General features: G+C 54.5%; 22 protein-coding genes. 9 read left to right on the forward strand and 13 right to left on the reverse strand.

Annotated elements, in window-relative coordinates; all coding sequences use genetic code 11:
* Positions 1-60 precede the first annotated feature (60 nt).
* The 3 genes from PKO01S_RS07110 (at position 61) to PKO01S_RS07120 (ending at position 5057) form a co-directional block, all read left to right on the forward strand.
* Complete coding sequence (locus PKO01S_RS07110; protein ID WP_127530621.1) at positions 61-1812, forward strand: cache domain-containing sensor histidine kinase; 1752 nt, start codon at positions 61-63, stop codon at positions 1810-1812.
* Between the two features lie 119 nt (positions 1813-1931).
* Positions 1932-3239: an ABC transporter substrate-binding protein gene (locus PKO01S_RS07115; RefSeq protein ID WP_127530622.1), complete on the forward strand. Its 1308-nt coding sequence runs from the start codon at positions 1932-1934 to the stop codon at positions 3237-3239.
* A gap of 195 nt (positions 3240-3434) precedes the next feature.
* On the forward strand, positions 3435-5057 hold the full coding sequence (locus PKO01S_RS07120) for a response regulator transcription factor (protein WP_127530623.1): 1623 nt from the start codon (positions 3435-3437) through the stop codon (positions 5055-5057).
* 57 nt (positions 5058-5114) lie between these two features.
* Here PKO01S_RS07120 and PKO01S_RS07125 read toward each other — a convergent pair whose 3' ends face one another.
* Together PKO01S_RS07125 and PKO01S_RS07130 are read right to left on the reverse strand one after the other, a co-directional pair.
* The gene (locus PKO01S_RS07125; protein WP_127530624.1) at positions 5115-6044 is read right to left on the reverse strand and encodes a helix-turn-helix domain-containing protein; all 930 of its coding nucleotides are present in this window, start codon (positions 6042-6044) and stop codon (positions 5115-5117) included.
* A gap of 194 nt (positions 6045-6238) precedes the next feature.
* The gene (locus PKO01S_RS07130; RefSeq protein ID WP_127530625.1) at positions 6239-6526 is read right to left on the reverse strand and encodes a DUF3817 domain-containing protein; all 288 of its coding nucleotides are present in this window, start codon (positions 6524-6526) and stop codon (positions 6239-6241) included.
* A 297-nt stretch (positions 6527-6823) separates the two neighbouring features.
* Here PKO01S_RS07130 and PKO01S_RS07135 point away from each other — a divergent pair, with 297 nt between their 5' ends.
* A complete protein-coding gene (locus tag PKO01S_RS07135) occupies positions 6824-7654 on the forward strand; it encodes a sugar phosphate isomerase/epimerase family protein (protein WP_127530626.1) in 831 nt (276 codons plus the stop codon).
* Between the two features lie 137 nt (positions 7655-7791).
* Positions 7792-9096 carry an MFS transporter gene (locus PKO01S_RS07140; RefSeq protein WP_127530627.1) on the forward strand — a complete coding sequence of 435 codons (1305 nt, stop codon included), beginning with the start codon at positions 7792-7794 and terminating at the stop codon, positions 9094-9096.
* Between the two features lie 13 nt (positions 9097-9109).
* Here PKO01S_RS07140 and PKO01S_RS07145 read toward each other — a convergent pair whose 3' ends face one another.
* The 3 genes from PKO01S_RS07145 to PKO01S_RS07155 form a co-directional block, all read right to left on the reverse strand.
* Positions 9110-9679 carry a permease gene (locus tag PKO01S_RS07145; protein WP_127530628.1) on the reverse strand — a complete coding sequence of 190 codons (570 nt, stop codon included), beginning with the start codon at positions 9677-9679 and terminating at the stop codon, positions 9110-9112.
* Between the two features lie 270 nt (positions 9680-9949).
* Positions 9950-10555 (reverse strand): DUF2087 domain-containing protein, encoded by a 606-nt coding sequence (locus PKO01S_RS07150; protein WP_127530629.1) that lies wholly within the window; start codon positions 10553-10555, stop codon positions 9950-9952.
* Between the two features lie 123 nt (positions 10556-10678).
* Positions 10679-11515 carry a hypothetical protein gene (locus tag PKO01S_RS07155; protein WP_127530630.1) on the reverse strand — a complete coding sequence of 279 codons (837 nt, stop codon included), beginning with the start codon at positions 11513-11515 and terminating at the stop codon, positions 10679-10681.
* A gap of 312 nt (positions 11516-11827) precedes the next feature.
* Here PKO01S_RS07155 and PKO01S_RS07160 point away from each other — a divergent pair, with 312 nt between their 5' ends.
* Together PKO01S_RS07160 and PKO01S_RS07165 are read left to right on the forward strand one after the other, a co-directional pair.
* A complete protein-coding gene (locus PKO01S_RS07160; protein ID WP_127530631.1) occupies positions 11828-13306 on the forward strand; it encodes an amidase family protein in 1479 nt (492 codons plus the stop codon).
* A gap of 187 nt (positions 13307-13493) precedes the next feature.
* A complete protein-coding gene (locus PKO01S_RS07165; protein ID WP_127530632.1) occupies positions 13494-15041 on the forward strand; it encodes a stalk domain-containing protein in 1548 nt (515 codons plus the stop codon).
* Positions 15042-15108: 67 nt separating this feature from the next.
* On the opposite strand, the gene PKO01S_RS07170 is transcribed toward PKO01S_RS07165, so the two are convergent.
* Together PKO01S_RS07170 and PKO01S_RS07175 are read right to left on the reverse strand one after the other, a co-directional pair.
* Entirely contained in the window at positions 15109-15870 is a 762-nt protein-coding gene (locus PKO01S_RS07170; protein WP_127530633.1) for a class I SAM-dependent DNA methyltransferase, read from the reverse strand.
* Positions 15871-16017: 147 nt separating this feature from the next.
* Positions 16018-17016: a hypothetical protein gene (locus PKO01S_RS07175; protein ID WP_127530634.1), complete on the reverse strand. Its 999-nt coding sequence runs from the start codon at positions 17014-17016 to the stop codon at positions 16018-16020.
* Between the two features lie 232 nt (positions 17017-17248).
* Between PKO01S_RS07175 and PKO01S_RS07180 the strand changes: the two genes are divergently transcribed.
* Together PKO01S_RS07180 and PKO01S_RS07185 are read left to right on the forward strand one after the other, a co-directional pair.
* Positions 17249-19060 (forward strand): B12-binding domain-containing radical SAM protein, encoded by a 1812-nt coding sequence (locus tag PKO01S_RS07180; protein WP_127530635.1) that lies wholly within the window; start codon positions 17249-17251, stop codon positions 19058-19060.
* Positions 19061-19167: 107 nt separating this feature from the next.
* On the forward strand, positions 19168-20037 hold the full coding sequence (locus tag PKO01S_RS07185) for an aminoglycoside 6-adenylyltransferase (protein WP_127530636.1): 870 nt from the start codon (positions 19168-19170) through the stop codon (positions 20035-20037).
* Positions 20038-20149: 112 nt separating this feature from the next.
* Here PKO01S_RS07185 and PKO01S_RS07190 read toward each other — a convergent pair whose 3' ends face one another.
* The 6 genes from PKO01S_RS07190 to PKO01S_RS07215 form a co-directional block, all read right to left on the reverse strand.
* Positions 20150-22201 (reverse strand): YhgE/Pip domain-containing protein, encoded by a 2052-nt coding sequence (locus PKO01S_RS07190; RefSeq protein ID WP_127530637.1) that lies wholly within the window; start codon positions 22199-22201, stop codon positions 20150-20152.
* 164 nt (positions 22202-22365) lie between these two features.
* Positions 22366-23337: a type I phosphomannose isomerase catalytic subunit gene (locus tag PKO01S_RS07195; protein ID WP_127530638.1), complete on the reverse strand. Its 972-nt coding sequence runs from the start codon at positions 23335-23337 to the stop codon at positions 22366-22368.
* 106 nt (positions 23338-23443) lie between these two features.
* A complete protein-coding gene (locus PKO01S_RS07200; protein WP_127530639.1) occupies positions 23444-23836 on the reverse strand; it encodes a VOC family protein in 393 nt (130 codons plus the stop codon).
* A gap of 81 nt (positions 23837-23917) precedes the next feature.
* Positions 23918-24253 (reverse strand): chaperone CsaA, encoded by a 336-nt coding sequence (gene csaA, locus PKO01S_RS07205; protein WP_407669634.1) that lies wholly within the window; start codon positions 24251-24253, stop codon positions 23918-23920.
* Positions 24254-24275: 22 nt separating this feature from the next.
* Positions 24276-24860 (reverse strand): class I SAM-dependent methyltransferase, encoded by a 585-nt coding sequence (locus tag PKO01S_RS07210; protein ID WP_127530640.1) that lies wholly within the window; start codon positions 24858-24860, stop codon positions 24276-24278.
* Between the two features lie 7 nt (positions 24861-24867).
* Positions 24868-25830 (reverse strand): TIGR01212 family radical SAM protein, encoded by a 963-nt coding sequence (locus PKO01S_RS07215; RefSeq protein ID WP_127530641.1) that lies wholly within the window; start codon positions 25828-25830, stop codon positions 24868-24870.
* Positions 25831-25976: the final 146 nt, after the last annotated feature.

Below are 25976 nucleotides of genomic sequence, written 5' to 3' on the forward strand. Positions count from 1 at the left end.
CGGCAAATCCGGCGAGCAATCGCGGATTTGTCGTCTTTTTACACGTTAAGGGGGATAGGGTTGCGAAATCCGATTAAGAAATATAAAATCGACCGGTTGTTCTTCATGAGCTTCGCAGGTCTTATTACGATCGTACTCGCTTCAACCGTATGGGCGAGCTATACGATTTCGTCCCGGGAGCTCGTAAGCAGCACCTCGCTCTATCAGCAGCGGCTGCTGGACGAGCTGAACAGCCAACTGTCCGCGCGGCTGCTCACGATTGAGCAAATCTCACTGTCGACTTCGCGCGATAATGAGCTCGTAAAGTTTCTGTCGGGCCGGCAGGATCAATTCGAGCGGTACCGCAAGTCCAAAGAGGTTGAACAGTCGCTCGCGACGCTGACTTATTCGATACCTATTATTCAAGGCATCGATCTGTATATGGACAATCCGTTCTACAGCGATCCGCAGAGCTATATTCAATTCCGGGGCCGCGATTCCAAGGAAGCGGGGGAGCTGAACGATGTGCTCGAGACGACTGACTTCACTTGGACTGGCGAGCACCGCATTAACAGCTTCCAAGGAGAAGTGCCCGTACTGAGCTTCGCGCGGACGATCATGAACGACGACCGGAATGTCGGCATTCTCGTCATTCACATCAAGGCGGACAGCATCCGTATGATGCTTACCGGGCGCTCAAGCGGAGTAGACCGGCTCATTCTCGACGCATCAGGCAAGCAATTGCTCGCGATCGGCGATGAACCAGGCGCATCACAGATGTTGGCTTGGAGAGACAAGATGCAGGGGGACTCCGGCGTATTCCGCGTTCATGAACAAGAAGGCATCGTCGGCTCGCTTATCGTTTACTCGCGGCTTCCGAATTCGAATTGGATGCTCGTCGAAGTGACGCCCTGGAAGCAGCTTACGGAAGGCAGCTTCAAGCTGGCGGTCGTCATCGGCTTGATCGGCATCGGAGCGATAATTCTGACGGTATTTCTGACACTTTGGCTCAGCAAGCAGTTCGCCCGCCCGATCAAGCAGCTCGTCGAAGCGATGAACAGCTACCTGTTCGTCGGACCGAAGCCGAATTTGCCGCGGGATTACGAGAACGAGTTCGGTTACCTGTTCTCTGGATACCGCAAACAGAACGAGAGGATCGAAGAACTGTACGACTCGCTGCGGGTCCGGTACGAGCAGCAGCGGCGCGCCGAGATCGAGGCGCTGCAGGCGAACATTAATCCGCACTTCCTGTACAACACGCTGGATCAATTGAATTGGATGGCGATTACGGCCGGACAAGAGCGGATGAGCCGCATTCTGGAGCTGATGGGACGAATGTTCCGAATCGGTCTGTCGCATGGCGAAAGTTTTATTACGATTGATGACGAGCTGAAACATGTGGAATGCTATTTGGAAATTCAGCAGCTTCGTTGGGAGGAAGGGCTGACTTATTCGATTGAAGCGTCTTCAGAGGTTCGGGCATTGTTCATTCCCAAAATGTCGCTGCAGCCGTTCGTCGAAAACTCGATTATGCACGGCTTTCATGGACGTGTAAGCGGCCATATCGCCATTCGAATCGAACGGACCGACGGCGGGAGTCTGCGGATTACGGTCGAGGACGACGGCGTCGGCATGCTGCCGGAATCGGAGCGCCCGGTGACAAGGCATACCGGGGGCTACGGCATTCGGAATGTGAAAGAGCGGTATGAGGCTTATTTCGGCCAGCAAGCATCCGTTGAATTGTCGAATCGCGAGACCGGCGGCACGTTGGTTGTGATCGTAGTGCCCGAGCGTAAGGCGCGTCCGAAAAACGAACAAGAGAGCATGGGCTGAAATAGCGCTTTCAATTTCGTAATATATCGAAACAAATTGTGCATCTGTCTTATACTAACGAACTTATGCAATTGTTAAGATGGACTTGTGCACAATAAAGTAAATTGGGGGAACAAGAAATGGCATTGAAGTGGAAGCGTTCTCTAGCAGTTCTGATGACTGTCGCACTATCCATTACGCTGGCGGCATGCGGCGGCTCGAAAGATAAAGAAAGCGATACGGCGTCTACAAACAACAATACGAGCAGCGACGGCAAAGTGAAGCTGCGCATTATGTGGTGGGGCTCCCAGCCTCGTCATGAAGCTACATTGAAAGCGTTAGAGCTATATACGAAAAACAATCCTAACGTAACGTTCGAACCGGAATACTCCGGCATGGACGGCTACCTCGACAAGCTGTCGACGCAAGCGGCAGCGAAAAACGCGCCGGACATCTATCAGCTCGATCCGGGCTGGGTATCCGATTGGCAAAAACGCGGCCAGCTCGCGGAGCTGTCGGGCGTTGACGTAAGCAAAGTCGATCCGAAAGTATTGACGATCGGCCGCTTCGACGACAAGCAATATGCAGTACCGCTCGGTTCCGTAGCATACGGCATGATCTATGACAAAGCAGCGCTTGAGAAATCGGGCGGTGCGGCTCCGCAGAACGGCTGGAAGTGGGACGACTTCTTCGCGCTGGCTGACTCGATGAAAGGCAAGCTGCCGCAAGGCCAATACTTCACGAAAGACTACGCGGGCGACTACTTCGCTTACAGCGCTTACCAATACGCTGCAGGTAAAGGCACGATCGTAACGGATGACGGCAAGTTCAACATCGACCATGACACGTACATCGCTTGGACGACGAAGTTCGAACAGCTGCGCAAGGACGGCCTTGTGCCGCCGGCTGACCTGAACGCATCGGACAAAGAATTCGATCCGACGGCTGACCTTATGGTATCGGGCAAAATCCTGTTCCGTCTGTCGTTCTCGAATAACTATGCTTCGTGGGACAGCTTGAAACCAGGCGCATATGCACTCGTTACGATGCCGCGCGCTGCAGAAGCAGGCGGCTGGCTGAAGCCTTCGATGTTCTTCGGCATCTCGCCTAACTCCAAGAACGCCGAAGAAGCGCAAAAATTCGTAAACTGGTTCCTCAACGATCCGGAAGCAGCTAAAATTCTTGGTACGCAGCGCGGTATGCCAGTCAACTCGGAAATCGGCGCTTCGATCGAGAGCACGCTCTCGCCGGCGGACAAAGTCGGTCTGGAGCTGTTGAACGCAACGCTTCCTGACGGCCAAACGTTCACGACGGGAGCACCTGGCTGGACGAACTTTATCGACAAAGACTTCGCACTCGTTCGCGACGAACTGAGCTTCGGCCGCACGACGCCGGAAGAAGCGTTCAACAAGCTGAAATCGGCTGCTGAAGAGTACGAAAACCAATAACATATAATCCGCATAAGCGGGCAAGAGGAAGGCGCATCATGCGCCTTCCTCTTGCAACAATGCCTCCGGAAAACACAGTCTGCCATAACCGTGTTTTCCGGAGGTTTGTTGCGTGATTAAGGCAAGGTTAACCGATCGGCAGCATCAGCCTGGAGTCCCGCGGCAATCGAACATTTAGAGAGGAGAACGACAACAATGTGGAAAATCGTAATTATCGATGACGACCGGCAAGTGCTTCAAGGGATGAAGCAGGCGATTCCGTGGGACGAATTGAACGCAGAATGGGCCGGCGAAGCGATGAATGGCGCGGACGGCCTGGAAGTGATCCATAACGTTCAGCCGGATATCGTTATGACGGACATTTATATGCCGGTGATGAACGGGCTTGATATGATCGAACGGCTGAGGGAAGAGAAGTTCGGCGGTAAAATCATTATTCTAAGCGGCTACTCGGATTTCGAATATGCGCGGCAAGCACTTCGGCTGGAGGTTGCCGACTATCTGTCCAAGCCGGTCAGCCTCAGCACGCTCAAGGAGGTGCTCGGAAGGTCGCTCGGACAGCTCGCGCAGGAGGAAGAAAGCCGGGTCCGGCAAGATGAGCTGGAGCGCAAGCTGATGACTTATGAGCCGTTCATTGAGAAAGAATGGGTGAAGACGGCCGTATCGGGCGCGCTCGATCATACCTTCCGGTCCGACGAGCTGCTGCCGGAAGATTGCCGGTATTGGCGCAGCTGCCGGCATGCGGTGATCGGCATCGAAGTAGTCCGCGACGTGCGCGCCAGCCAGCTGTCCATACCGGATTGGAATTTATTCCGGTTCGCAATCGGCAATATCGTCACCGAGATCGCTGCCGGGCAAGCGGAGGCGTACGAATATACGGAGCTGGCAGGCACTCGTTCCGCGCTCGTCTTGCATCCGCCGAAGGAGCAGTCGGAGCGCGAGACGGCAGAGAAGCTCGAAGAGCTCGGGAAACAGCTGATCGACAGCATGCGGAATTATTTGAAGCTGACGATCCGGGTTGGAATCGGTACGGTCAAATCCGATTGGCGGGACATTCCGGATTCGACGGAGGAAGCGTTCCGGGCGATCGAGCTGAAGCGCCAGCCGGCTGCCGGCGGTTACGAAGTGTACACCGGAATCTTGGGAACGGCACCTGAGGAAGGCGCCTCTGCGGCGATGCGTCCGGTGAAGTTTTATTCCGAGGTGGCAGGAGCGATCAAAACGTCGCAGCAGTCGCTTGCGAACGACATTGTGGATGAGTATATATGCAGACTGGAGCATGAGCAGGATGTGACGCCGGATTATTTGCAGCGGACGGCAAGCGAGCTATGGGGCATCATCGCGTATAGTCTGTACGATGTCGGCATGGTGCTGGACGATTTGTTCCCGGACGTGCAACTGCCGGAGGAGCTGGCTGTTCTGACGCGTCCCGCACATATGGGCGAATGGCTGAAGAGCAAGATCGCCGTCATCTGCTCAAGCCGGGAATGGCGCGGGAACAGCAAGCACCGCCAGGCGGTTGATTTTATGATCCAGTACATTCATGAGCATTACGTGGAAGATATGACGCTTGCGGATCTCGCGGACAAAGTGTTCATTTCTCGCAACTATTTATCGATTATTTTCAAGAACATGACGGGTGAAACGTTCAATAACTATCTGACTCGAGTCCGCATTGAGAAGGCGAAGGAGCTGCTGATGGAGCGGAAAATGCTCGTCTACGAGGTCGCGGAGCAGGTGGGCTATAAGAACGTTCCGTATTTCAGCACATTGTTCAAGAAGTTTACCGGCATGAACCCGACGGAGCTGGCGAAATAATCGTTCCGGCCAGTCGAGCTTGCTGGCGATTGAGCGCTTGGGGATTTGATTCGTGCCTTATGAATTAGAGCGGAGCATCCAGCAATGGATGTTCCGGTATTCGGCGGGCGTTAGGCCGGTATGCTTGCGGAAACTTCTTATAAAATTGGACGTATCGTTCGCGCCGATCCGATCCATCACATCATGGATAGGCAGCAGCGTATTATGGAGCATGGAACAAGCCATTTGGATACGGAATTTGTTCAAGTAGGCAATCACGGAGCAGCCGAATTGCTCATTGAATTTGCGGTTGAGCGTCGTCCGGTTCGTATTGAACTGTCTTGCAAGCTCGTCTAATGTCAGCCGCTCCCGGTAATTCGCATGCAAATAACGAATGACCGGCTCGAGCGAATCTGCCTGTTCGCGGTGCGACGGAATGATTATCGCTTCGGTCACCTGCTTGCCGTGTATACGGCGAATGAAGTATAGGAGCTCCAGCAACGAGGAGCGGCTGCGGCACGGCCAGCCGGCATCCGGCTGCCGTTCCAGCTGATCGCCGATTTCGCGCATGAGCGACGCCGCATGCGGCACGAATGCCGGATCAAGCCGGATCTCGCCATAGTAGCCGTCTGTCAGCCGGTCGAAGAAAGGGTTCAAGCACCATATATCTTGTGAATCGGTAACGGAGTAATTGTCCGGTACGGGCTCATGTATACAGTAGTTGAAACGCTCGTTGACTGCCGAAGGATGGAACCGGACCGATAGAATCGAGACCGAGTCCTCGCAATCGATATGGAAGGTTTCTTGTTCATTAAGGCACCACAATGACGGAGTAATGAGCGGATAGCGGCGCTCTCCGATTCGGATGATCCCCGTTCCTCTGCCGATCAGCTTGATTCGGTAGCAGGCTGATTCGTCGGCTTCTTGGGCTGCAGGCAGTTCTTCTACTTCTATTGGCATAACAAAGTCAGGATAATATCCGCTGAAGTCCCGCGTTGCGGCTTTCATTCATCAAGCTCCTCTCCCTCGAAGGTTAAGGCGGTTTGCCTTTATGCAAATTATACCAGAAAATAGAGCCGGCATAGGCTGCAGGTTCTCAGGAGCGGAGCAACTTCGCGTCCGGCGGTGACCGTAACAACAAACAGGCGGATCCTTTGCTCTATGGCCAAGGATCCGCCTCTACGCGCTCCGATATATGCCGTTTAGCCTCTCTGAATACGGCGGTCGAAGATGAAAGGCCCGAACGGCAAGAACGCGCCGATGATGCCGCCTGCGACCCGAAGCCATTTCCATCTGTACATGAAGGCAAGTACAAGCACGGCAATGATATAGGCTGCGAAGAAAAAGCCATGAATAATACCCGTTACCGTTACCATCTCTGGTTTATCCGCTGCATATTTCATCGGCATTGCAACGCAAAGCAGGAATAAGAAGGAGAGGCCCTCCAGATAGCTGATGATTCGAAAATACTTATAAAGCGTCGGATTCATTTCTTGCATTTCCCCCTTCCCAATAAGCCTATTTCTTTATTACGGCTGCATGAAGTTTATATTTATTTTACAACATGATCAATCGGTGCGGGCACCATAGAAATGACATTAATGTTAATCGGAGCACCGTGACGCTAAGGCGCTGAGGATCCGGATTTTACAACAATCGCCAAATCGCATAGGAATCGCCTATAATCGTGAATGGCTCCGGCACTCTGATACTGGTATCTTGAACATAAATAAGCAAATTACGGTCGATAGCTGGCCGATTAAAACAGCTAGCGGGAGGAAACCGAGATGATGAAGGACCGATTGTCGATAAGCAGTTGGAGCGTAAACCGGCTGCTGGGCTTGAGCAAGTGGACGGTATGGGACGAGGCGGCATCCAGACAGGCGGTACATGTTGAGGATGGAGAGGCATCCGTCACGTTATTGGAGCTTCCGAGAGTGGCAGCGGAGCGGGGATTCCGTTATTTAGAGCTGTGCCATTTCCATTTTCCTACGGTGGACGAGTCTTATCTTGCACAGCTTCGAGAGGAATTCGAGTCGGCAGGTATTTCGTTTCATACGCTGTTGATTGACTACGGAGATATTTCTTCACCTGATCCGGTTCGGCGTTCGTCTGACGAAGCTTTCATTCAAGGCTGGATCGATGTCGCTGCCCGTGTAGGCGCATCTGCAGTCAGGGTCGTTGCGGGCGAGCAGCAAGAGGGCGATGCCGAAGCGATCGCGCGCAGCGCGGCATCGCTGCAGCGGCTCCACCGTTACGGACAGGAGAATGGCGGAGTGAAGGTCGTGACGGAGAACTTCCGCGAGCTGACCGCGACGCTGGCAAGCTGGAAATCTGTTATGGAAGCGGCGGGGAGCCGGATTCAGACAGTCGTTGATTTCGGCAACATGATTCCGGAGGAGACGGCAGCGGCTATCGCCTTCGGCGCTCCGAACGCCCATACGATTCATGCCAAGCCGGTATATCTGGAGGACGGTTCCATCGATGAGCAGGAGCTGCGGCGCAATATGTCGATCGCTTTGGAGCATGGCTGCGAGGCGCCGGTATCGGTCATCTTCGATCATGAAGGCGACGTATGGGAAGGCATCGAACGGATCGCGAAAATTATTGTGTCGTAGCACAACAGCATAGAGCTTGCTAATTCTACTGTCATTCGGACGGTTTCCACCTTTTGTTCGTCGCAGGGAAAGGCCGGCGCTTGGTACAATAGACAGACCGCGCAGGCGACTTTCTACGAAATATAGGTGAAACGATCATGTTCCGTATACAACGGCAGACTTGGCGAAATAAGCTGTCCGCCTTAAGCGCACTCCCTCGGGATGCGCTGTTTTTTCTTGCTGCAAGCTTCGTCAATTCCGCAGGAATGGCCATTATGTGGCCGCTCACGACGTTCTACGTTCATAATGTACTCGGCCAATCTTACGGCGACGCGGGGCTGGTTGTGTTCTTCCAATCGCTGCTGAGCACGGTTGGTCAGCTCACGGGCGGCCAGCTGTATTACCGGCTTGGTCCGGCCCGGATTATCGCCGGCTCGTTCACGCTAGCGGCCGTTATTCTGCTGTTGATCGCCGCAACCGATAACTGGCCGCTCTATGTGCTGTTGCTTAGTCTGTTCGGCTTCGTGAACGGCGCCGCATCGCCCGCGATGAGCGCGTATGTCGGCTTCCGCTGGAAGGAGCACCGCCGTTCGCTGTACAACATCATGTATGTCTGCAACAACGTCGGCATCTCGATCGGTGCGGCGGTCGGCGGACTGATCGCAGCGGTATCATTCTCGTTGACATACGCGATGACAGGCGTGACGACGCTCGTGTTCGCCATCTTTCTCTTCGTATTCATGAAGGGAGGCGTACCGACTCCGACTTCTGCTTCGATCGTTAGGGATTCGGACGAACGCCGTCCGAATGCGGCTCCGGAAGCGGCGAGGATGGCCAGCCGAGGCGAATTGCTCCGCAATGTCAATCTGTACTTGTATATTTCGATTGGCTCGCTGCTGTACTGGATTGCATTCCAGCAGTGGTCGACAGGTGTTGCGCCTTATATGGAAGAGAATGGCCTCGGCATGGACAAGTACAGTCTGCTATGGACGGTCAACGGACTGACCATTCTGCTCGGCCAGCCGCTCGCGGGATGGATCAGACGGCGCTCGGCAGGCATGATCAGCAGACAAATGCTGATTAGCTGCATGTTCACCGTGTTTGCTTTCGTATTCATTCTTGTGCTGCATGACCATTACCTATATCTCGTTATCGGCATGATCGTGGCGACAATCGGAGAAATGCTGCTGCTGCCCGTCATTCCGATGTTCTTCTCGGAGCGCTCGGGGGTCAATGCGCCGTTCTATATGGGGCTCTCTGGCGGCTTCGGCAACGTCGGACGGATGCTTGGTCCGCTCATGTTCGGCCACATCTTCGATTGGCAGGGCGTCAATGCGGTCTTCATGCTCGGCACTTTCATATCCGTCGCAACGCAGATCCTGTTCTATGTTAACCATATGGCGAACCGGGAGCAGGAAAATTATTCAGAATCCGCTGCTGCGTCTATGCCGCAATCCGGTTGAACGCTGGTGAACGTTACACGCCCAGCCAATCGGAGGCGAGAGCCGCAATCAGGCAGACACCCATCGCGAGGGTGCTCCAACCGGCCCGTGCGGCGGTTCCGTTAACGGAGGAACGCCGGAATGCGGAGCGGCCATAGAGGATGAGCCCGGCCAGGATGAGTAGAATCTCCGCCGCAAGACTGGCATAAGGCGATTGCCACAGACCGAAGCCCATGAGCGGAAGTCCGTCGAGATGGCCTGGAAGCAGGGGCATATCCGCACGGTGTACGAGAAGGTCGAGAAGCCAATGGCTGAACGTCATGCCGAAGATGAGCCAGCCGCCGCTAGTGCCCCATCGGCGTTTGGCGAAGGCGGCTGCTGCGAATGCAAGCAGCAAAGCGCCGATAAGAGAATGCGTGTAGTCGGCATGGATGACTCCTTCTCCGTATCCGCTGCCTTCAGACGAATCGATCCGTTCGACGCCGCCTAGAAGCAGCGGAACAAAGAGGATATCAAGCAGCTGCGTACTGACCATAAGCGCCCATAACGGCGCTTTTTTTGTTGCCGCTGCGGCGGCAGCGAGCCCGAAGTGTCCAGCGAACATATTAGGCACGCTCCTTCCGTGACGGGGAATCGATACGGCGGTCGAGCCATCCGCAGACGGCGGCGAAGAGCAGGATGAACACGATAAAACTCATAAATAACGCCTCCTCCAGAAAAACTAATATCATTAGTTTCAGGATATGCTAATGGTATTAGTTTTGTCAATCCGTTTTGGAGCTGCGAATAAAAAAAACGAATGGAATGCGCATGATCCATGCGTCTCCCATTCAGTTGATCGATATGGTCGTTGCTATGTTGCACTTGCCCGGTCTTACGCCAAGGACTCCCATCGTGCCCACAACTCCTCCGGATTCAGCTCGTAGCGCTCCTGCTCCCGGAACATGAATTGGTGCATAATAAATTCCCGCCGGATGGTTGCGAAGTCGTCGTGGTATTGCTTAATAAATTCGTTGATTTCTTTCTCCGTGTACGTACGGCCTTTCTCCAGCCCGGAAACGATATGCTCCAGCACGATCAGCTTCTTCTTCAATTGAGAAGGGATATGCTTCAGCTTGCCTTCCTTGGTCATAAAATTGCGAATGACTGAATCCCGGATCTTCGTCTGTTCCGCATCCATAGCGTTCAATTCTCCTCTCGCGTTCGCGCCTCTGTAGATGAAGTCGGCTGTAGCAGCCGCACTGTTCTTCAAGAAATAGTGGTTCAGTGAAAAATAGATCGTGTTCTTCTCCCGGCGTTCGTTAATTAAGCTCGCTTCTCTTAGCTTGGCGGCATGATGCGTGACAGTTGCCGGCGTGACGCCGAGCTTCTCCGCGAGCTCCAGTCCGTTGCGTTCTCCGTCTGCCAACAGCACGAGCATACGAAGCCTGGTCGTATCGGCCAGCGCTTTGTGGTAGCTGACGACTTTATCGAGCTGCATCCTCGTTCACCTCTTTACAAAGATTTAATAACTATCTAATTAGATGTTTGTTAAAACGAATAATATACGAACCCCCGAACGTTGTCAACATCCGGGGGATTGGGGACCGTGTACAAGGCTCGATTATTTTATCTGGTTCGACACGCTCAGGATGACGGCTGCAATGCGGGCTTCGCCATCTTCCATCTTCTTCTGCCGGTCTGCCATTTCCCGGAGCAAGTTGCCGAGCGTCGTTAAGGAACGGATAGCGCTGCTGGCGTCGCTGCCGCGCAGTGCATACAGCAAATCGCTCCATTCTTCGGACTTCTGCTTATTGAGCTGACTGATTGCCGATCGCTCGGGCACCAATCGCTGCTCTTCCTTTGTGATCGCGTCAAGCTGGCCGCGCAGCCGCTTCATGGCGGCGCCCGCAGACGATTTGGCTGTCTTCAAATTCGCTTCCGCGCTTGCAATGTCGGCTTTGGCCGCCTTCACCGCGATTTCGATCAAATCCTTCTGCAACTGCATCGCTGCGGTCAGCTCTTTGACGCGGAGCTTCTTAGCCGCCTTCAGCTCGGCGGAGGCAGCGGCATAACGGTTGAAGAGCGGCTGGTAGCGGTCCTTGGTCTGCTGCGCTTTAACGGTGAGTTGCTCGATCTTGGACTTATCGATCGCCGAGATGCGTTTGCGCAGCGCCGATTCATTCGCGTCGTTCTGCTTGCCGGCTGTTTTCACGCGCGTATCGCGGGCGGCGTTCTGGCTCTGCAGCACCTGGAAGTCGTTGTACAGCGATTGCAGCTTGGCTGAATTGGCTTGTGTGGAAGATGATTTGATGCGGTCGAATTGCTTTTGCGATGTTGCTGACAGTTGATGAGCTGCTGCATGGACGGACGGCATCGGCAGCGTGAAGGATAAAATCCCGATTACCAGTATTGCCGCGCATAGAAAACGAAGGTTGCCGTTCGAACGGTAGCTTGCCATTGATCCTTACCTCCAGGTTGGTATTCATAGCGGAATACGCGAAATGAACGCAAAAAAGCACCCTTCAAACCGGTCATAATCGACCTGCTTGAAGGGTGCTTCCCTCCGCCAAAACGTGCGAATCCGCATATGTGTTCTCACTATACCGCGCAGCTTTGAATGCTGTCAAGATTTTGCACAGCTGTAAGATTGAAAGTGGGGAATAGCATGAAGGAAGTCCCAATCCTCATGCGGAATTATAACGAAGAGAGCATGACTTAAGCACGTAGAGAAGCATGTAACACCATTCTACCTCGACGGGAGTTCATCAGTGTGAATGAGGCGCCGGAGCAATGGATAATCGATGCGGATATCGACAGCATGCAGTCCGCGATGGAATCGGGCAGGATGACGTCGGTGCAGTTAGTGCAGCTTTATTTGGACCGAATTGCAAAATACGACGGCCCGATTAATGCGATGCTGGAGCTGAACCCGGATGCGCTCGCGATTGCAGCTGAGCTGGACCGGGAGAGGGAGGAAACCGGCTGCAGAGGCAAGCTGCACGGCATCCCGATCGTGCTGAAGGACAATATTGACACGCACGACCGGATGCATACAAGCGCCGGTTCACTTGCGCTAGCCGATTCGATCGCACCGGAGGATGCGTTCATTGCCGCCAAGCTGAGGGCTGCAGGCGCGGTGCTGCTCGGGAAGACGAATATGACGGAATGGGCGAACGGCATGTCCGAGTCGATGTGGGCCGGATACAGCGCGAGAGGCGGATTAGTGCTGAACCCTTATGGGCCGTGGAGCGTATTCGTCGGCGGATCCAGTTCGGGGTCGGCGGCAGCCGCTGCCGCAAGCTTCGCAGCAGGCGCGATCGGGACGGAAACGTCGGGGTCGATCATTTGCCCGTCAAGCTACAATTATGTTGTCGGCATTAAGCCGACGGTCGGACTTGTCAGCCGAAGCGGACTCATTCCGCTGTCTCTTAGCCAAGATACGGCAGGGCCGATTGCCCGTACCGTGAAAGATGCGGTCATTCTGCTAGGGGCGATGACAGGCACGGATCCGTGCGACGAGGCGATGTCGGCAACCCAGGGCCGCGCATTCAGCGACTATACGCCGTTTCTGGACGCGGAATGGGTCCGTCGGGCGAGAATCGGCATCCCGCGTTATTATTGCGCCGATGCAGACGAAGCGCCGCTCGCTATTCTTGAATCTGCAATCGAAGTGCTGCGCGGACTCGGTGCGACGATAATCGATCCGGTATCGCTGCCATGCGCTGGAACGGAGTGGAATAAGAACGTAACCCGCTACGAGTTCAAGAGAGCGCTTGGCGATTATTTGGCACGACTGGATGAAAGCGTTCCCGTTCGTTCGATGAAGGACATTATCGAATTTAACGAGAAGCATGCGGAGCGGGAGTTGAAATACGGGCAAGGCGGTCTCCTCCGGTCGGAGGAGACAACCGGCAATTTATCCGATGAACAATACGTCAGCGGACTGAACTTCAACCGGAAGATGTCCCGCGAGCAGGGAATCGACTATGCGCTTCGCGAGCATCAGCTTGATGCGCTGCTGTTTCTTGGCCATTACGGTTCGGATATCGCAGCGCGTGCCGGCTACCCGCTTGTTACGGTGCCTGCGGGCTATGCGGACGATGGAAGAATGTCTTCGGGCGGTTACGTAACCGACGGCCCGTACGGCATTACGTTCGCCGGAACGGCATTCAGCGAACCGGCCCTCATTGCACTAGCGTACGGATTCGAGCAAGCAACGAAGCATCGTTTTCCGCCTAATCTCGGATAGACCGCATGGCCATTCTTCCTCTTGTTATGAAAGATTTTAAAATATTTTAATAGAGTATTTGTGTCGGAGATTGAAGGAATGTGTCGAAACGGCCTGCTGTTCACTTGTTCGTTCCTAGTAATTCGAACCTGTAAATGATAGGATAGACAGGTAGGTTAATTAGGTGAAATATGGAGGAATCATCGGCGTGAAACGACATGCAGCCAAATGGATTATGACCCCGATGCTGGCAGCGGCGCTGCTGCTTGCTCCTGCAGTGGGAGCAACGTCTACCGTACATGCCGCGGCACAGGCCAAGGCAGTCTCAGCCACAGCGGCACAGCCGCCAATTTCCGTCGTTCTGGACGGCACGAAGCTGGCGCTCGGCCAACCGCCTTACATGGTGGGCGGTACGACGCTAGTTCCAATGAAGCCGATCTTCGACGCTCTTGGTGCCAGCGTGACATGGGAACAAGGTACGAAGACCGTTATTGCACGTAAAGGATCGATAACGGTAACGCTGCAAGCCGGAGCGAAGACGGCCGTTGTGAACGGAACGAACGTGAAGCTGGACGTTCCGGTTCAAGTGAAGAACGGTACGACCTTCGTGCCGGTCCGGTTCATCAGCGAATCGTTCAGCGCTGAAGTGAAGTGGAATGCCGCGAAGCAGCAAATCGTCATCCGTTCGGCGGAAGCGCTCTGGCAAGCTGAACAGGAGCAGATGGAGAAGGAACGGCTCAGCAGCATTCTGACGACGGGGCAGAACGTAGCGCTCAACGATGAGAAAGTCGTCATGATCCAGACGGATCTCGGCCAAGGAAGCGGCGTTATTATCGGGGATCAAGATATTTTGACCAATTATCATGTCATGAATGAAGCCAAGTCGGCTAACGCGGTGACAGTCGATGGCGAGACGTTCGAAGTGGAAGGCGTCGTCGCCAGCAGCGAACAATCGGATCTTGCGATCATTCGGACGAAAAAACCGCTTTATATCGATCCTATCGATTTCGCGTGGTCGTTCGATCTGAACAAAGGCGATCCGGTTATTGCAATCGGCAGCCCGCTCGGTGTACAAAACACGGCAACGGAAGGCATCGTCAGCAATTTTACGTATGAAGGCGATGTTGAGTACATTCAATTCAGCGCACCGACCGATCATGGCAGCTCCGGCGGAGGCTTGTTCAACCAATACGGCGAGCTGGTCGGCATAACGTCATCCGGATTGGACGATACGAATACCGATATCAGCTTCGCGGTTTCGGTGTACAACGTATGGGATCTGCTGGATGAGCTGGATGCGAATCCGGATGCAAAGCCTGCATTCATCAAGTCGAAGCTGCCGGACACGCTGGACAACCTGACCTCGGATCAGCTTGCCTCGTTCATGAACGACAACTTTGGCTCGATCGCGACGTCGAATGGCCAAGCGGAGCTTAGCGATTGGAATGTAACGGTCGGCTCGGACGGTTGGATTCAAATGGAGTCGACGATCGATTATTCGTTCTACACGATCTATGGCGAGCGGTCGATGCCTCAGATCGGCGAATGGGCGCTCATGAACGGCTATGAAGTCCGCAAGAGATTGCCCAATAAGATGGTTCGGATCATCATCAACTTCGACCGGGTCGTTAATTTCGAGCCTCGCGGTTATAAACCGGAAGAAGTGACGAAGACGGAAGACGGCAAATGGCGCGTCAAGTTCCCGATCGTGAACTACCAAGGCAATGCAGAATCGGCGCTGCTGGATACTCGTTAGCACTTATATTTCATCATACACAAAGGGGTGCCCATTAGATGGGCGCCCCTTTGCTCTTGAGCAAGCCTCAAGCTTCCGCTTGTTTGCGGCACCTTATATAATACCTGCCATATTCGTCATGCAATCCGAAAGCGTCGGAGGCTTCCCACATCTCGATTTCGGAAAAACCGGCATTCATGAGCAAGCGGATAATTTCATCCCGGGAATAACAACGTTCTACAATTTGAATATCCAGACGCTCCCATTGGTTGGACAACATAAAGATCGTAATATGATTTACTCCCGTTTGCTTCGCGTCATTATAATTCATTCGATCCAAATAGACGTGGTCATTCTGAATGATATGGAAGGTCTGATTGTTCCAACGCTGCCGATAGCCCTCTTCCATGTTGAGATCGAATAGAAAGTACCCTCCGGCATGAAGAGAATGGTTGATATTAATGAAGACGGCTTGCAGCTCATTCGGGCAAGTGATATGGTTCAGGCTGTCGAAAAATGAACAAGCGGCATCAAATAGAACCGGGAAGCCGAAGGGGCTGCGAATGTCACCGACTTTGAATTCTCCCGCCGGGCAGTTGTTCCGGGCTAGCCGTATCATCTCCTCGGAACCGTCGATCCCCGAAAATTGAAAACCGTCTCTCGTCATATGCTGTGCCAGCTGGCCCGTACCGCAGCATACGTCGAGAATAAGAGCGCCGGGCGGCAATTCGCTCAATAGCTTTTGCTTCATGACCGGAAGAGTCTTAAGGGCGAAAGTTCTGCCCCAATATTTGTTCCAGAACCAGGCGTATCTATCGTATAGGGAATATCGTTCTTCCATTGCTTCCATTGTTCACCGTTCCATTTCATTTGAAAATGATTTTAAAGAACTGCTCCTGCTCGCAAATGGCGTGTAGCATCCATTCTGCGATAGGGCAGTTCTGTGGGGTTAGGCGTTGTTCATCGAGGTCTTGGTCGGGGGGGCACGCGCCAGAGGCTACGAGATCCGAGTCCGGAAGCCGAACAGACTAAGAAACTTCTTCTTCCCAGCTTGGTGCCGCTGGGAGCGTGGCATAAAGAACGGGGAGGATAAGTTGGAGCTCGGGGAGCTTGTCTGCGCTTGTGCGCGCAGCTCGGGGCTTGCATCGGCAGCTGCATAAGCATAAGCGCTAGAACCGCCTGCGAAGCTGTCCGGATCGAATGGATTGACTCCTTCGCCGGGATCAATGCCATCTTCGGAGGAGTCCTCGTCATATGCATCGCTCGTGAAGCCGAGCACTTCCATCGCCAGGGTCATCAAATCGTTGGAGCCGGACTCGCGGTTTGCAGGCTTCATAGCTACGCCCATCTGCACGGTATTCAATTGCTCAGCCGCGATAATCGCCCAATCTCCAGGAACGGCTTCAATAATATCAACAGCTGCCGAACGATCTGCTGCGTTGGACATTTCAGGCGCAACGTCCGCTGTATCCACTGAATCGGCAGAGAACGCTGGAGCCGGAACCGGGCGTTCGTCCATAGCTTCATCCATTGCATCTTCCAGATCCGGCGCCATGACCGTATCGGCTGAAGTTGCCGAATGGTCAGCGCTGACCATTGCATCGGCCATTGTATGACCGGCTTCGCGGGCATCGGCATCAACCGTGTTCGGACGGGCCATACGCTCTGCAGCCTCTTCCGTTGCTTCTGCGTTGGCATCCCTAGCAACCGATTGCTCATGCATGACGGCAACCGCTTTCGCTTTGGCGATTGTCGAAGCAGCGCTAGCTTCCAGCTGCGCGCGCGCGGCTTGCACTTGAATCAAATAAATTTCGAACTCGTCCAGTCTTGCTGCTATTCGTTCGTTATATTGCTGCAGTTCTTGTATCATCCCATGTAATAGTTTCAATGAAAGCTTAGGGGGCTGTTCGGCGATCATCTGATCTTTCTTCATATCCTTCTCATACGGCCACTCCGACACTACCGGCTCCTTCTCCGTCCCTTCACGTTCCATCACGGCAAGGCCTCCTTCAGCGATATTCGAGGGCGCTCTGTCAGAAACGCCTCTAGAGCTTGTCCCTATCGTATCGTAATCGACAAGGAAAGGCTGTCGAAGCTTGCTGTCGGCTCATTGGAACATTTGCGGCACAATGTGGCAGGAAGACAGCTTCTCTTCTATTTCACGCACGAAAAATGGTACAATAGCGCTTGACACGTATTTTTGAACGAGTAGAGAGGGTTTGTACGTTATGAATATCGTATTGGCGACGCTTAATGCCAAGTATATACACACATCGCTAGCGCTTCGCTGCTTGAAGGCGTTCGCAGAGAAAGATTTCCCGAATATCGAAATTGCCGAATATACGATCAAGGATCCCGCGATGAACATCGTGTCGGACCTGTTCGCAAGGCGTCCGGCTGTCGTCGGCTTCTCCTGCTATATTTGGAACATTGAAGAGACGATTGTCGTCATTGACATGCTTCGTAAAATCATGCCGGAGGTCAAGATCGTCCTCGGCGGTCCGGAAGTAAGCTACGATACGGAGTTCTGGATGGAGCGCATTCCGCAAGTCGACTTTATCGTCGTCGGCGAAGGCGAGGAGACGTTCCACCACATGCTGCAAGAGCTTGCGGGCACGCGCAAATATCATCTCGTCTTCGGCCTAGCCTACCGCAAGGAGCGTGACGGGAAGAGCGAGGTTATCGTCAACCCGGGCCGGCCGAAGCTGGATCTGTCGACGCTGCCGTCGCCGTACCGGTTCGCGGAAGACATTCCGTCTCTTGGCAACCGGGTCGTCTATTTCGAGACGAGCCGCGGCTGTCCGTTCAGCTGCCAGTTCTGCTTGTCTAGCATCGAAGTTGGCGTTCGTTACTTCGACATCGAGCGGACGAAAGCGGACATTATATATTTGATCGATCAGGGCGCGAAGCTGATTAAATTCGTCGACCGGACGTTCAATATCAAACGCGATTACGCGCTCGAGATGTTCCGGTTCCTGATCGAGAATCACCGCGGCTGCGTATTCCAGTTCGAGATTACGGCTGACATTATGCGCCCTGAAGTGCTCGATTATTTGGCGGAGCACGCGCCTCCCGGCATCTTCCGGTTCGAGATCGGCGTACAGTCGACGAACGATATTACGAACGAAGCGGTTAAGCGCCGCCAGAACTTTACGAAGCTGACGCGTACGGTGACGAAAGTGAAGGATTCAGGCAAAATCGACCAGCATCTTGACTTGATCGCCGGCTTGCCGCATGAGGACTATGACACGTTCCGCAAAACGTTCAACGACGTCTTCGCGCTTCGTCCGGAGGAGCTGCAGCTTGGCTTCCTGAAGATGCTTCGAGGTACGGGCATGCGCATCGACGCAGAGAAGCACGGCTACATCTACATGGATCGGGCGCCGTACGAAATACTCGGCAACGATCTGCTGCCGTTCTCGGATATCGTCCGGATCAAGCGGGTCGAGGATGTACTGGAGAAATATTGGAATGCCCATCGGATGGACAATACGCTGCTGTACCTCGTCGAGCGCGTATTCCCGTCGCCGTTCGACTTCTTCCAATCGTTCGGCGATTATTGGGAGGAGCGCGGCTGGCAGCGGATCGGCCACCAGCTGGAGGATCTGTTCTCCCGCCTCTGGTCGTTCTTGAACGAACGTGGAGAGGAAGCGTCGGAGGGCCGTCTCGATCTGGAGGCGACACTCGGATTGATGAAGCTTGATTACTTCCTCCAGCACAAATACAAGCCGCGTAAAATATGGTGGGACTTCGCCATGGACAAGGCGGAGTGGAGCGGCTGGATGAGACGGCTGTCCGAGCGCCCGCAGGACGTATCGGGCGGATTCGCTTCGCTTGGCTTTGCAGACAAGGATCTGCATAAGCATGCGGTCATCGACCGCGTACCGTTCGATCTGGAGCGGTACTGGTCGGACGGAGAGATCGACAAGGGAGCTGATTCGCTCGTTGTTATGATCTATCAGGGCGAGACGTCTGCCGGCAAGCCGTATGCGCTTCGGATCGGCAGACACGAGTCTCCGCTGCAGCCAGTGACGGAATAGAAGGCTTGTCATCCTAAGAGCGAGTTGCATGAAGTACCGGGTCAACCGGCCCGAGCAAAAAAGGGCCGGTTGGCCCTTTTTTGTACAATGGAAAGGGAGGAATGGCGATGAGAAGCGAACGTGAGATGAAGGGGCTTATACTTGGCTGCGCGGAGGAGCAGGAGAACATTCGCGCCGTTATATTGAACGGCTCGCGCGTCGATGCGGGCGCCCGGCGCGACATTTTTCAAGATTATGACGTGATTTATGTTGTGACGAATGTCGATCCGCTCGTGAGCGACCGCAGCTGGATCGACCGGTTCGGCGAGAGGATCATTATGCAGATGCCGGACTTAATGGACGATCCGGATCGTACAACTTGGGACAAGTTCACGTTTCTGATGCAGCTGGCGGACGGCAATCGGATCGACCTGACCCTTCGCGCTGCAGACCAGATGGCGGGCTACGTGCACGAAAGCTTAAGCGAAGTGCTGTTGGATAAAGACGGAACGGTCGGGCCGCTTCCGCCGCCGTCCATCGCTGACCATCTCACGAAGCCGCCGACGGCTGTCCAGTTCGCGAATTGCTGCAACGAGTTCTGGTGGGTGAGTACCTATGTGGCCAAAGGTTTGTGGCGCCATGAGCTGCCATACGCCATGTATATGCTCGACCATCCGGTACGGGACATGCTCGTTCGTATGCTGCAATGGCATATCGGCATCCAGACCGGGTTCACCGCCGATTCCGGCAAATGCGGCAAATATTTCGAGCGGTATCTGGAGCCGCGCCACTGGGAATCGTTCGCCGCGACGTATTCGGATGCCGATTACGACAACATATGGAACGCGCTGCTTACGATGGGGGATCTATTCCGTGACGCCGCGACTGATGTTGCGGAACATTGCGGCTATTCCTATCCGATTGAAGACGACCGCCGAGTGTGGAGTCATCTTCAGCACGTGCGCTTCCTTCCGCAGGATGCGGAGGGTGTGTATTGATCCAACCAAGCGAATGATTCTGGAGAAACGAAGTGTTCGCCTTTCAGAACAATCCGATGACAACAGCGATTGTAAGAACATTCGCTTGCGCAGTGAAGGTGCGGAAGCGGGATTAATCTGTGCGGCGGCTGTTGTGTCCGGCGCTATCGTCGTTGCCGATGTCGAGCATCACTTCCCGGTGCCAAGAGCCTTTGGCCACCTTGGCTGCGCCGAAGCAGATAATCGCATATAAGCCAAGGATCAGCGCATTGCGGAGCACGGTTTCGATGATCATGCCGCCAATCGTCTCGCGAAGCATGCTGATCGCATGCGTGAACGGCATAAACGGACTGATCGCTTGAAAGAACGGCGACGTCGTGCTGACGGGGAACGTTGCGCCGGAGCTCGACATTTGCAACACGAGCACGATCATGGCGATTCCGTTGCCGACTTGTCCGAATATGGAGCGAAGCGTAAAAATGACGGCGACGAACACGAAGCTGATGAACATGCTGGACAGGACGAATCCAGCTGGATTGGCGGCTTGGACATGAAGCAGCAGCAAGATGCCGGCGGTTGCGATGAGCGCCTGGAACTGGCCGATCGTCACGAACGTCAGCAACCTGCCGAAATAAAGCTGGTGCTTCCGGTATTCGCGCCGGGCATTCGAGACCTCCACGGGCAGGGCGGTCGTCAGAATCGTTCCTCCCACCCAGAGTGCCAGCATCGTATAGAGCGGCGTCATCGCCGTGCCGTAGTTCGGAATCGGATAGATCCTTTTCGTCTCCAATTTAACCGGATCGGCCAAGAATCGGCTTCCTCTCTGCGGGTCATGCAGCAGGAATGCAATCAGCTCGTCGAGACTCACGTCTCCGCCCTCGAACTGGCGAATCCGGTCGGCCGCGGAATGCACGCTGCGCTCGAATTCCGGAAGATCGTTGCGGGCCAGGTCTGCTGTCTTGCGGATGACTTCTTCTACGACGGGAAGTTTCTCTTGAACGAGTGCTGACGCCTGTTTGATGTTGGCTTCAAGCGCAGGCAAATCATTGCGAACGAAATCGGCAGCCTGCCCGATTCTGTTCTGCACTGCGGGCAATTCGTTACGGACGAAGGAAGCCGCCGTATCGATTCCGTGAACGGCGCCGGTCACTTTGCTTTTCAAATCCGTATGAATCGATTGGACGCGGTCGCGGAGAGCTGCCAGCTCCTCTTCCAGCGCCGACAGCTGCTTCGCATTATCGGTCGTTTCGGGCAGCAACGGCACGGCCGCCTCTTGGACTTTGTCGATCGACCGTTTCAGCTCAGCATCGGCTATCGTCAGCTGCGTCTCGATTGCAGTGATAAGGTCAATGGATTGCCGGATTTCCGTTATATGATCATGCAGCGCCGTGACGCTTTCGCCAGCTTGCTGGATGAGAGGGAGGCTCGCTTCCGCCTTCAATACACTGTCCGCAGCTTGGTGAAGCTCTGTTATGCGCGATTGCAGCGCAATCACTTGCTTCGCTTTTTGATGCAGCTCCGGCAGCTTCTTCTCCAGTGCTATAGCGGCTTGGCCCATCTGCTCGATTTGCGGCAGCGCCTGCTCCAGCGCTAATATGCCGGACGCCACCTTCTGAATCGAAGGCAGCTGCTGTTGAAGCTCGACGCCGGCGGAGTGGAAGGCGGTGAGCAGCGCATCTGCGACGGTCTCAGTGAACGATTGACTGATTTGCGCTGTCACGGCGTTGACGCCAGACGCTGCAATTTTGGGCGTTACCGCATTCAGCTTCTCGTTCACGGCGAATTCGATAACCGGCTGCTGCGGCTTCGCCTCCAATATGCTGGCCAGCTTCTCGGAGAAATTGGCAGGGAGAATCATGTAGGCGTAATAGTCTCCTTGCTTCACGCCTCTCACTGCCTCTTGGCGGTCGGTGAACGTCCAGCCGAGCTTCCGGTTGGCGCTCAAGCTTTGAACCGTTTGTTCGCCGATATGGATTGGCTTGCCTTGAATGGCAGCGCCGACATCTTCATTCACGACAGCGACTCGTATGCCGGACGTATTGTTATACGGGTCCCAGACCGCCTTAATGTTGATCCACGCATATGCGGAAGGCAGCAGCACCAGCCCTGCTACGAGCACGGCGAGGGAGCGGGCTTTGAACATGCTGCGCACATCGGTCCAATAAATCCGTACAATGTTCCGCATCGTCGGTCCTCCTCTGTCGAATGGCTGAATTTGTCCGCGCCCCTATTGTTTTCCGAACGATCCTTGTCTAACCGCCCCAGTATGACAAAAAAAAGCAGCAGGCGCCGCACGTAGGCGGAACCGCTGCTTCAAAAGCTTCAAAAGTGTTTTATAAGATGATTGCATTAAGGCAGCATGCTGCGCAGTATCGTCATGTCTCCGTCCAGCTCATATCCGCCTAGACTGGCGGGAAGCAGGAGGCATTGTCCAGACCGGAGCGAGAGCTCCCCAGAGCGGTTATCCCACCGGATCGTACCGTTCCCGGATGCGACGACGAGTATGACGAAGCTGTCTGGTGCCGTGGATAGAGCAAGCGGACCGCTGACGATTCCTTTCTCAACAATAAAATAAGGCGACTGCGCGATCGTAAGCCATTCTCCAGCCTGAACGCCGTCCGTACGCATCCGCTGCGCGCCGGCTCCTTCGTAAGCAATGACATTCAACGAATCCTCGATATGCAGCTCGCGAAGCTTGCCGTCAAGCCCCGGCCGTTCGTAGTCGTAGAGCCGGTAGGTCGTATCGGAATTTTGCTGAATTTCGGCTACGATGACGCCGGAGCACAGGGCATGAACTGTGCCGGCAGGAATATAGAAGGCGTCGCCAGCTTCGACTGGAACGACCTGCATCGTCTCCATGATGCGTCCTTCAGCGATTGCAGCTTCCATCGCGGCCCGGTCGATGCCGTCCTGCAGTCCGTATATGATGGTCGCGCCAGGCTTCGCATCGAGAATGTACCACATCTCAGTCTTGCCAAGCTCTCCGTCCGGCAAGCCGTTGTAGTCATCCGTTGGATGCACCTGCACCGACAAGTCGTCATTGCAGTCGAGCAGCTTGATAAGAAGCGGGAAACGCCCGTTTTTCTCTGAAAATCCTTTGGAACCGAACCATTCCCGCCCGAATTGCCCGCGTACATCATCTAGTCCTGCTCCTGCCAGCGGCCCGTTCATCACCTTCGTCGTTCCGTTCGGATGATCGCCGATCATCCAGCCCTCGCCGATGGCTCCCTCCGGCAGATCAAGTCCGAATTGTTCTAATGCGCGTCCGCCCCAGACGCGTTCTTTCATCTCGGGTTGAAATAGAAGCGGGTATGGTTTCATTTTCTTTCCTCTCCCTAATCCTCTTAAATATTTTTATATTTATGCGAGTATGATCTGGGAAGTTAGGAATCGCTTTCTCTTTCTCGTCTGGTCAGACTTAGATGAATTAACGAGCGCCAGGCTGGAACATTTCCATCAGTTCGCCGTCCGGGCCGTAGAAGAAGAAGTAGCGTCCGCCGTCTGGCAGCGTCGTAATTTCCGTATCGCGCAGCGGCACTTGCAGCTCCTTGATGCGGGCGAATTCAGTCTCGACGTCGTCGACCGTGAACGCGAGATGATGCACTCTGCCTTCTGCCGGCAGCTCGCCGTTGTATCCTTCGATCAACTCGACCTCGGTATCTTCGTGGCCAGCGAAAGCGAGGAAGGCGAGACGGATAACGCCGTTCGTATGCGTCATCGTCTTGCGGTGTTCCATTCCAAGCACTCTTGTGTAAAAATCAACGGATTGTTCAATATTGCGTACCATAACACCGACATGCTCAAGTTTGCGAATCGCCATAACGAAGTTCCTCCTCAAAAAAAATATAAGTAATCAGCTTCAATGATCGGTAATAGGAGCTGATGATGATGATGTTGTTGTTTAAGCTACCGGGGTACCGTTAGGAACCGGTGCGTCCGGACGGAGCAGCGCGACGTCGCCTTCGCCCGGTACGCCGCCAAGGACAAGCACTTCGGAGACGTAGCCCGCGATTCGGCGGGGCGGGAAATTGACGACCGCAGCCACTTGCCGGCCGACGAGCGATTCTGGTGAGTACCGGCGTGTAATTTGGGCGCTGGAACGCTTTATGCCAAGCTCGCCGAAGTCGACCGCTAGCTTAATTGCAGGCTTGCGTGCTTCGGGGAATGGCGATGCTTCTACGATTGTGCCGATCCGAATGTCCAGCTTATGCAGATCGTCTAGGGATGCGATCGTCATCGTGCTGTATTCCTCCGTTCTTTTATTTGCGGCTTCGCTCGACGGCAATCAAATAAGGGGCCGCAGGCTTTTGCAGCATGCGGTATACAACCGCTTGTCCGGTCGAGGATGGGAGCGCTGCAGCCCATCTTGCGACGGTATCAGCTTCGTCTTCGCCCCCGGGGTGGCCGGGGTAGAGGACGCAGGTGAGCACGCCGCCCGGCTTCAGCAGTGCCAGCGCTGCTTCCAGCGCGGCGATTGAACTGTCCGGCTGAGTGATGACCGACGGATCGGCGCCAGGCAAGTAGCCGAGATTGAACATAGCGGCCGAGATGGTGCCCGCATGTACAGACTGCACATGATCGCGCATGCGTTCATGGCTGTCCAATACAAGGCGGATGTCCGGCATTCGTTCTTCCGCCTCTAGTGGAGCCAGCCGGCGGCGCGTTGCTTCGAGTGCAGCCTCTTGGATATCGAACGCATAGACCGTTCCGCGAAGGCCGACCAGCTCCGCAAGAAAGCGGGTATCAACGCCGTTGCCTGCGGTCGCATCGATGACAGCATCGCCAGGCGATACCCGCTCGCGGATCCATTGATGGGCTGTGCTTAATACGGATAGAAAGCCCATATCGCTCTCACCCTTTCCAGAGGCGGCCCTGCCACGTATTGCGGCGTGCCAGCTCGGCGTCGATCGCGTTGAGCACTTCCCATTTCTTAAGGCTCCACATCGGTCCGATCAGCAGATCGCGCGGTGCATCGCCGGTCAGACGGTGAACGATCATCTCCGGCGGAAGCAGCTCGAGCGAGTCGGCGATCAGCTTGATGTATTCGTCTTGCTCGAGGAATTGCAGCAGTCCAGCCTCGTATTGCTTGACCATTGGCGTTTTGCGCATGAGGTGAAGCAGATGGATCTTGATGCCTTGTACGTCCATTCGGGATACCGCGCGCACCGTCTCCATCATCATTTCGTGCGTTTCTTGAGGCAAGCCGTGGATAATATGCGTGCACACACGAATGCCCCGCGCGCGAAGGCGGCGGACGGCATCCTCATAGCAAGCCGTGTCGTGTGCCCGGTTAATCAGGGTGGAGGTCGACTCGTGAATGGTCTGCAGTCCCATCTCCAGCCACAGGTAGGTCCGTTCATTCAGCTCAGCCAAATAATCGATAACGTCATCCGGCAGGCAATCCGGCCGCGTGGCGATCGATAAACCGACTACGCCCGGCTGTTCCAGAATGACTTCATAATATTCCCGCAGCTCCTCGACTGGCGCGTACGTGTTCGTATAGGCTTGGAAATAACCGATATATTTGGCGTTCGGCCATTTCTGGTGCTGGCGGTCGCGTATCGTATTGAATTGCGTGACGAGATCGTCCCGTCTTCTGCCGGCGAAATCGCCGGAGCCCCGCGCGCTGCAGAACGTGCAGCCGCCTTTGGCGATCGAGCCGTCGCGGTTCGGGCAGGTGAAGCCTGCGTCGAGCATCACTTTAAATATTTTCTCGCCGAACTGCTCCCGCATCTCGTAATTCCATGTATGAAACCGTTTGTCGCCCCATAGCATAGGCTCACTGGGCATAACGGCGCTGCTTGCAATTGTCATATGAACTCCTTCTCTTCCATCTCAATAAGTTCCCGGGAAAGCCCGCTATTGTTTATTGTAGCGAAATTCGGTGCGGAATGCCATGTTGATACCTGTTCCGGAGTCGAAATTAGCTGGAAAATATAAAGGCCTAATTTTGGATTTCC

It is taken from the genome of Paenibacillus kobensis NBRC 15729 (assembly GCF_004000825.1).
Taxonomy (GTDB): Bacteria; Bacillota; Bacilli; order Paenibacillales; family Paenibacillaceae; genus Paenibacillus_T; species Paenibacillus_T kobensis.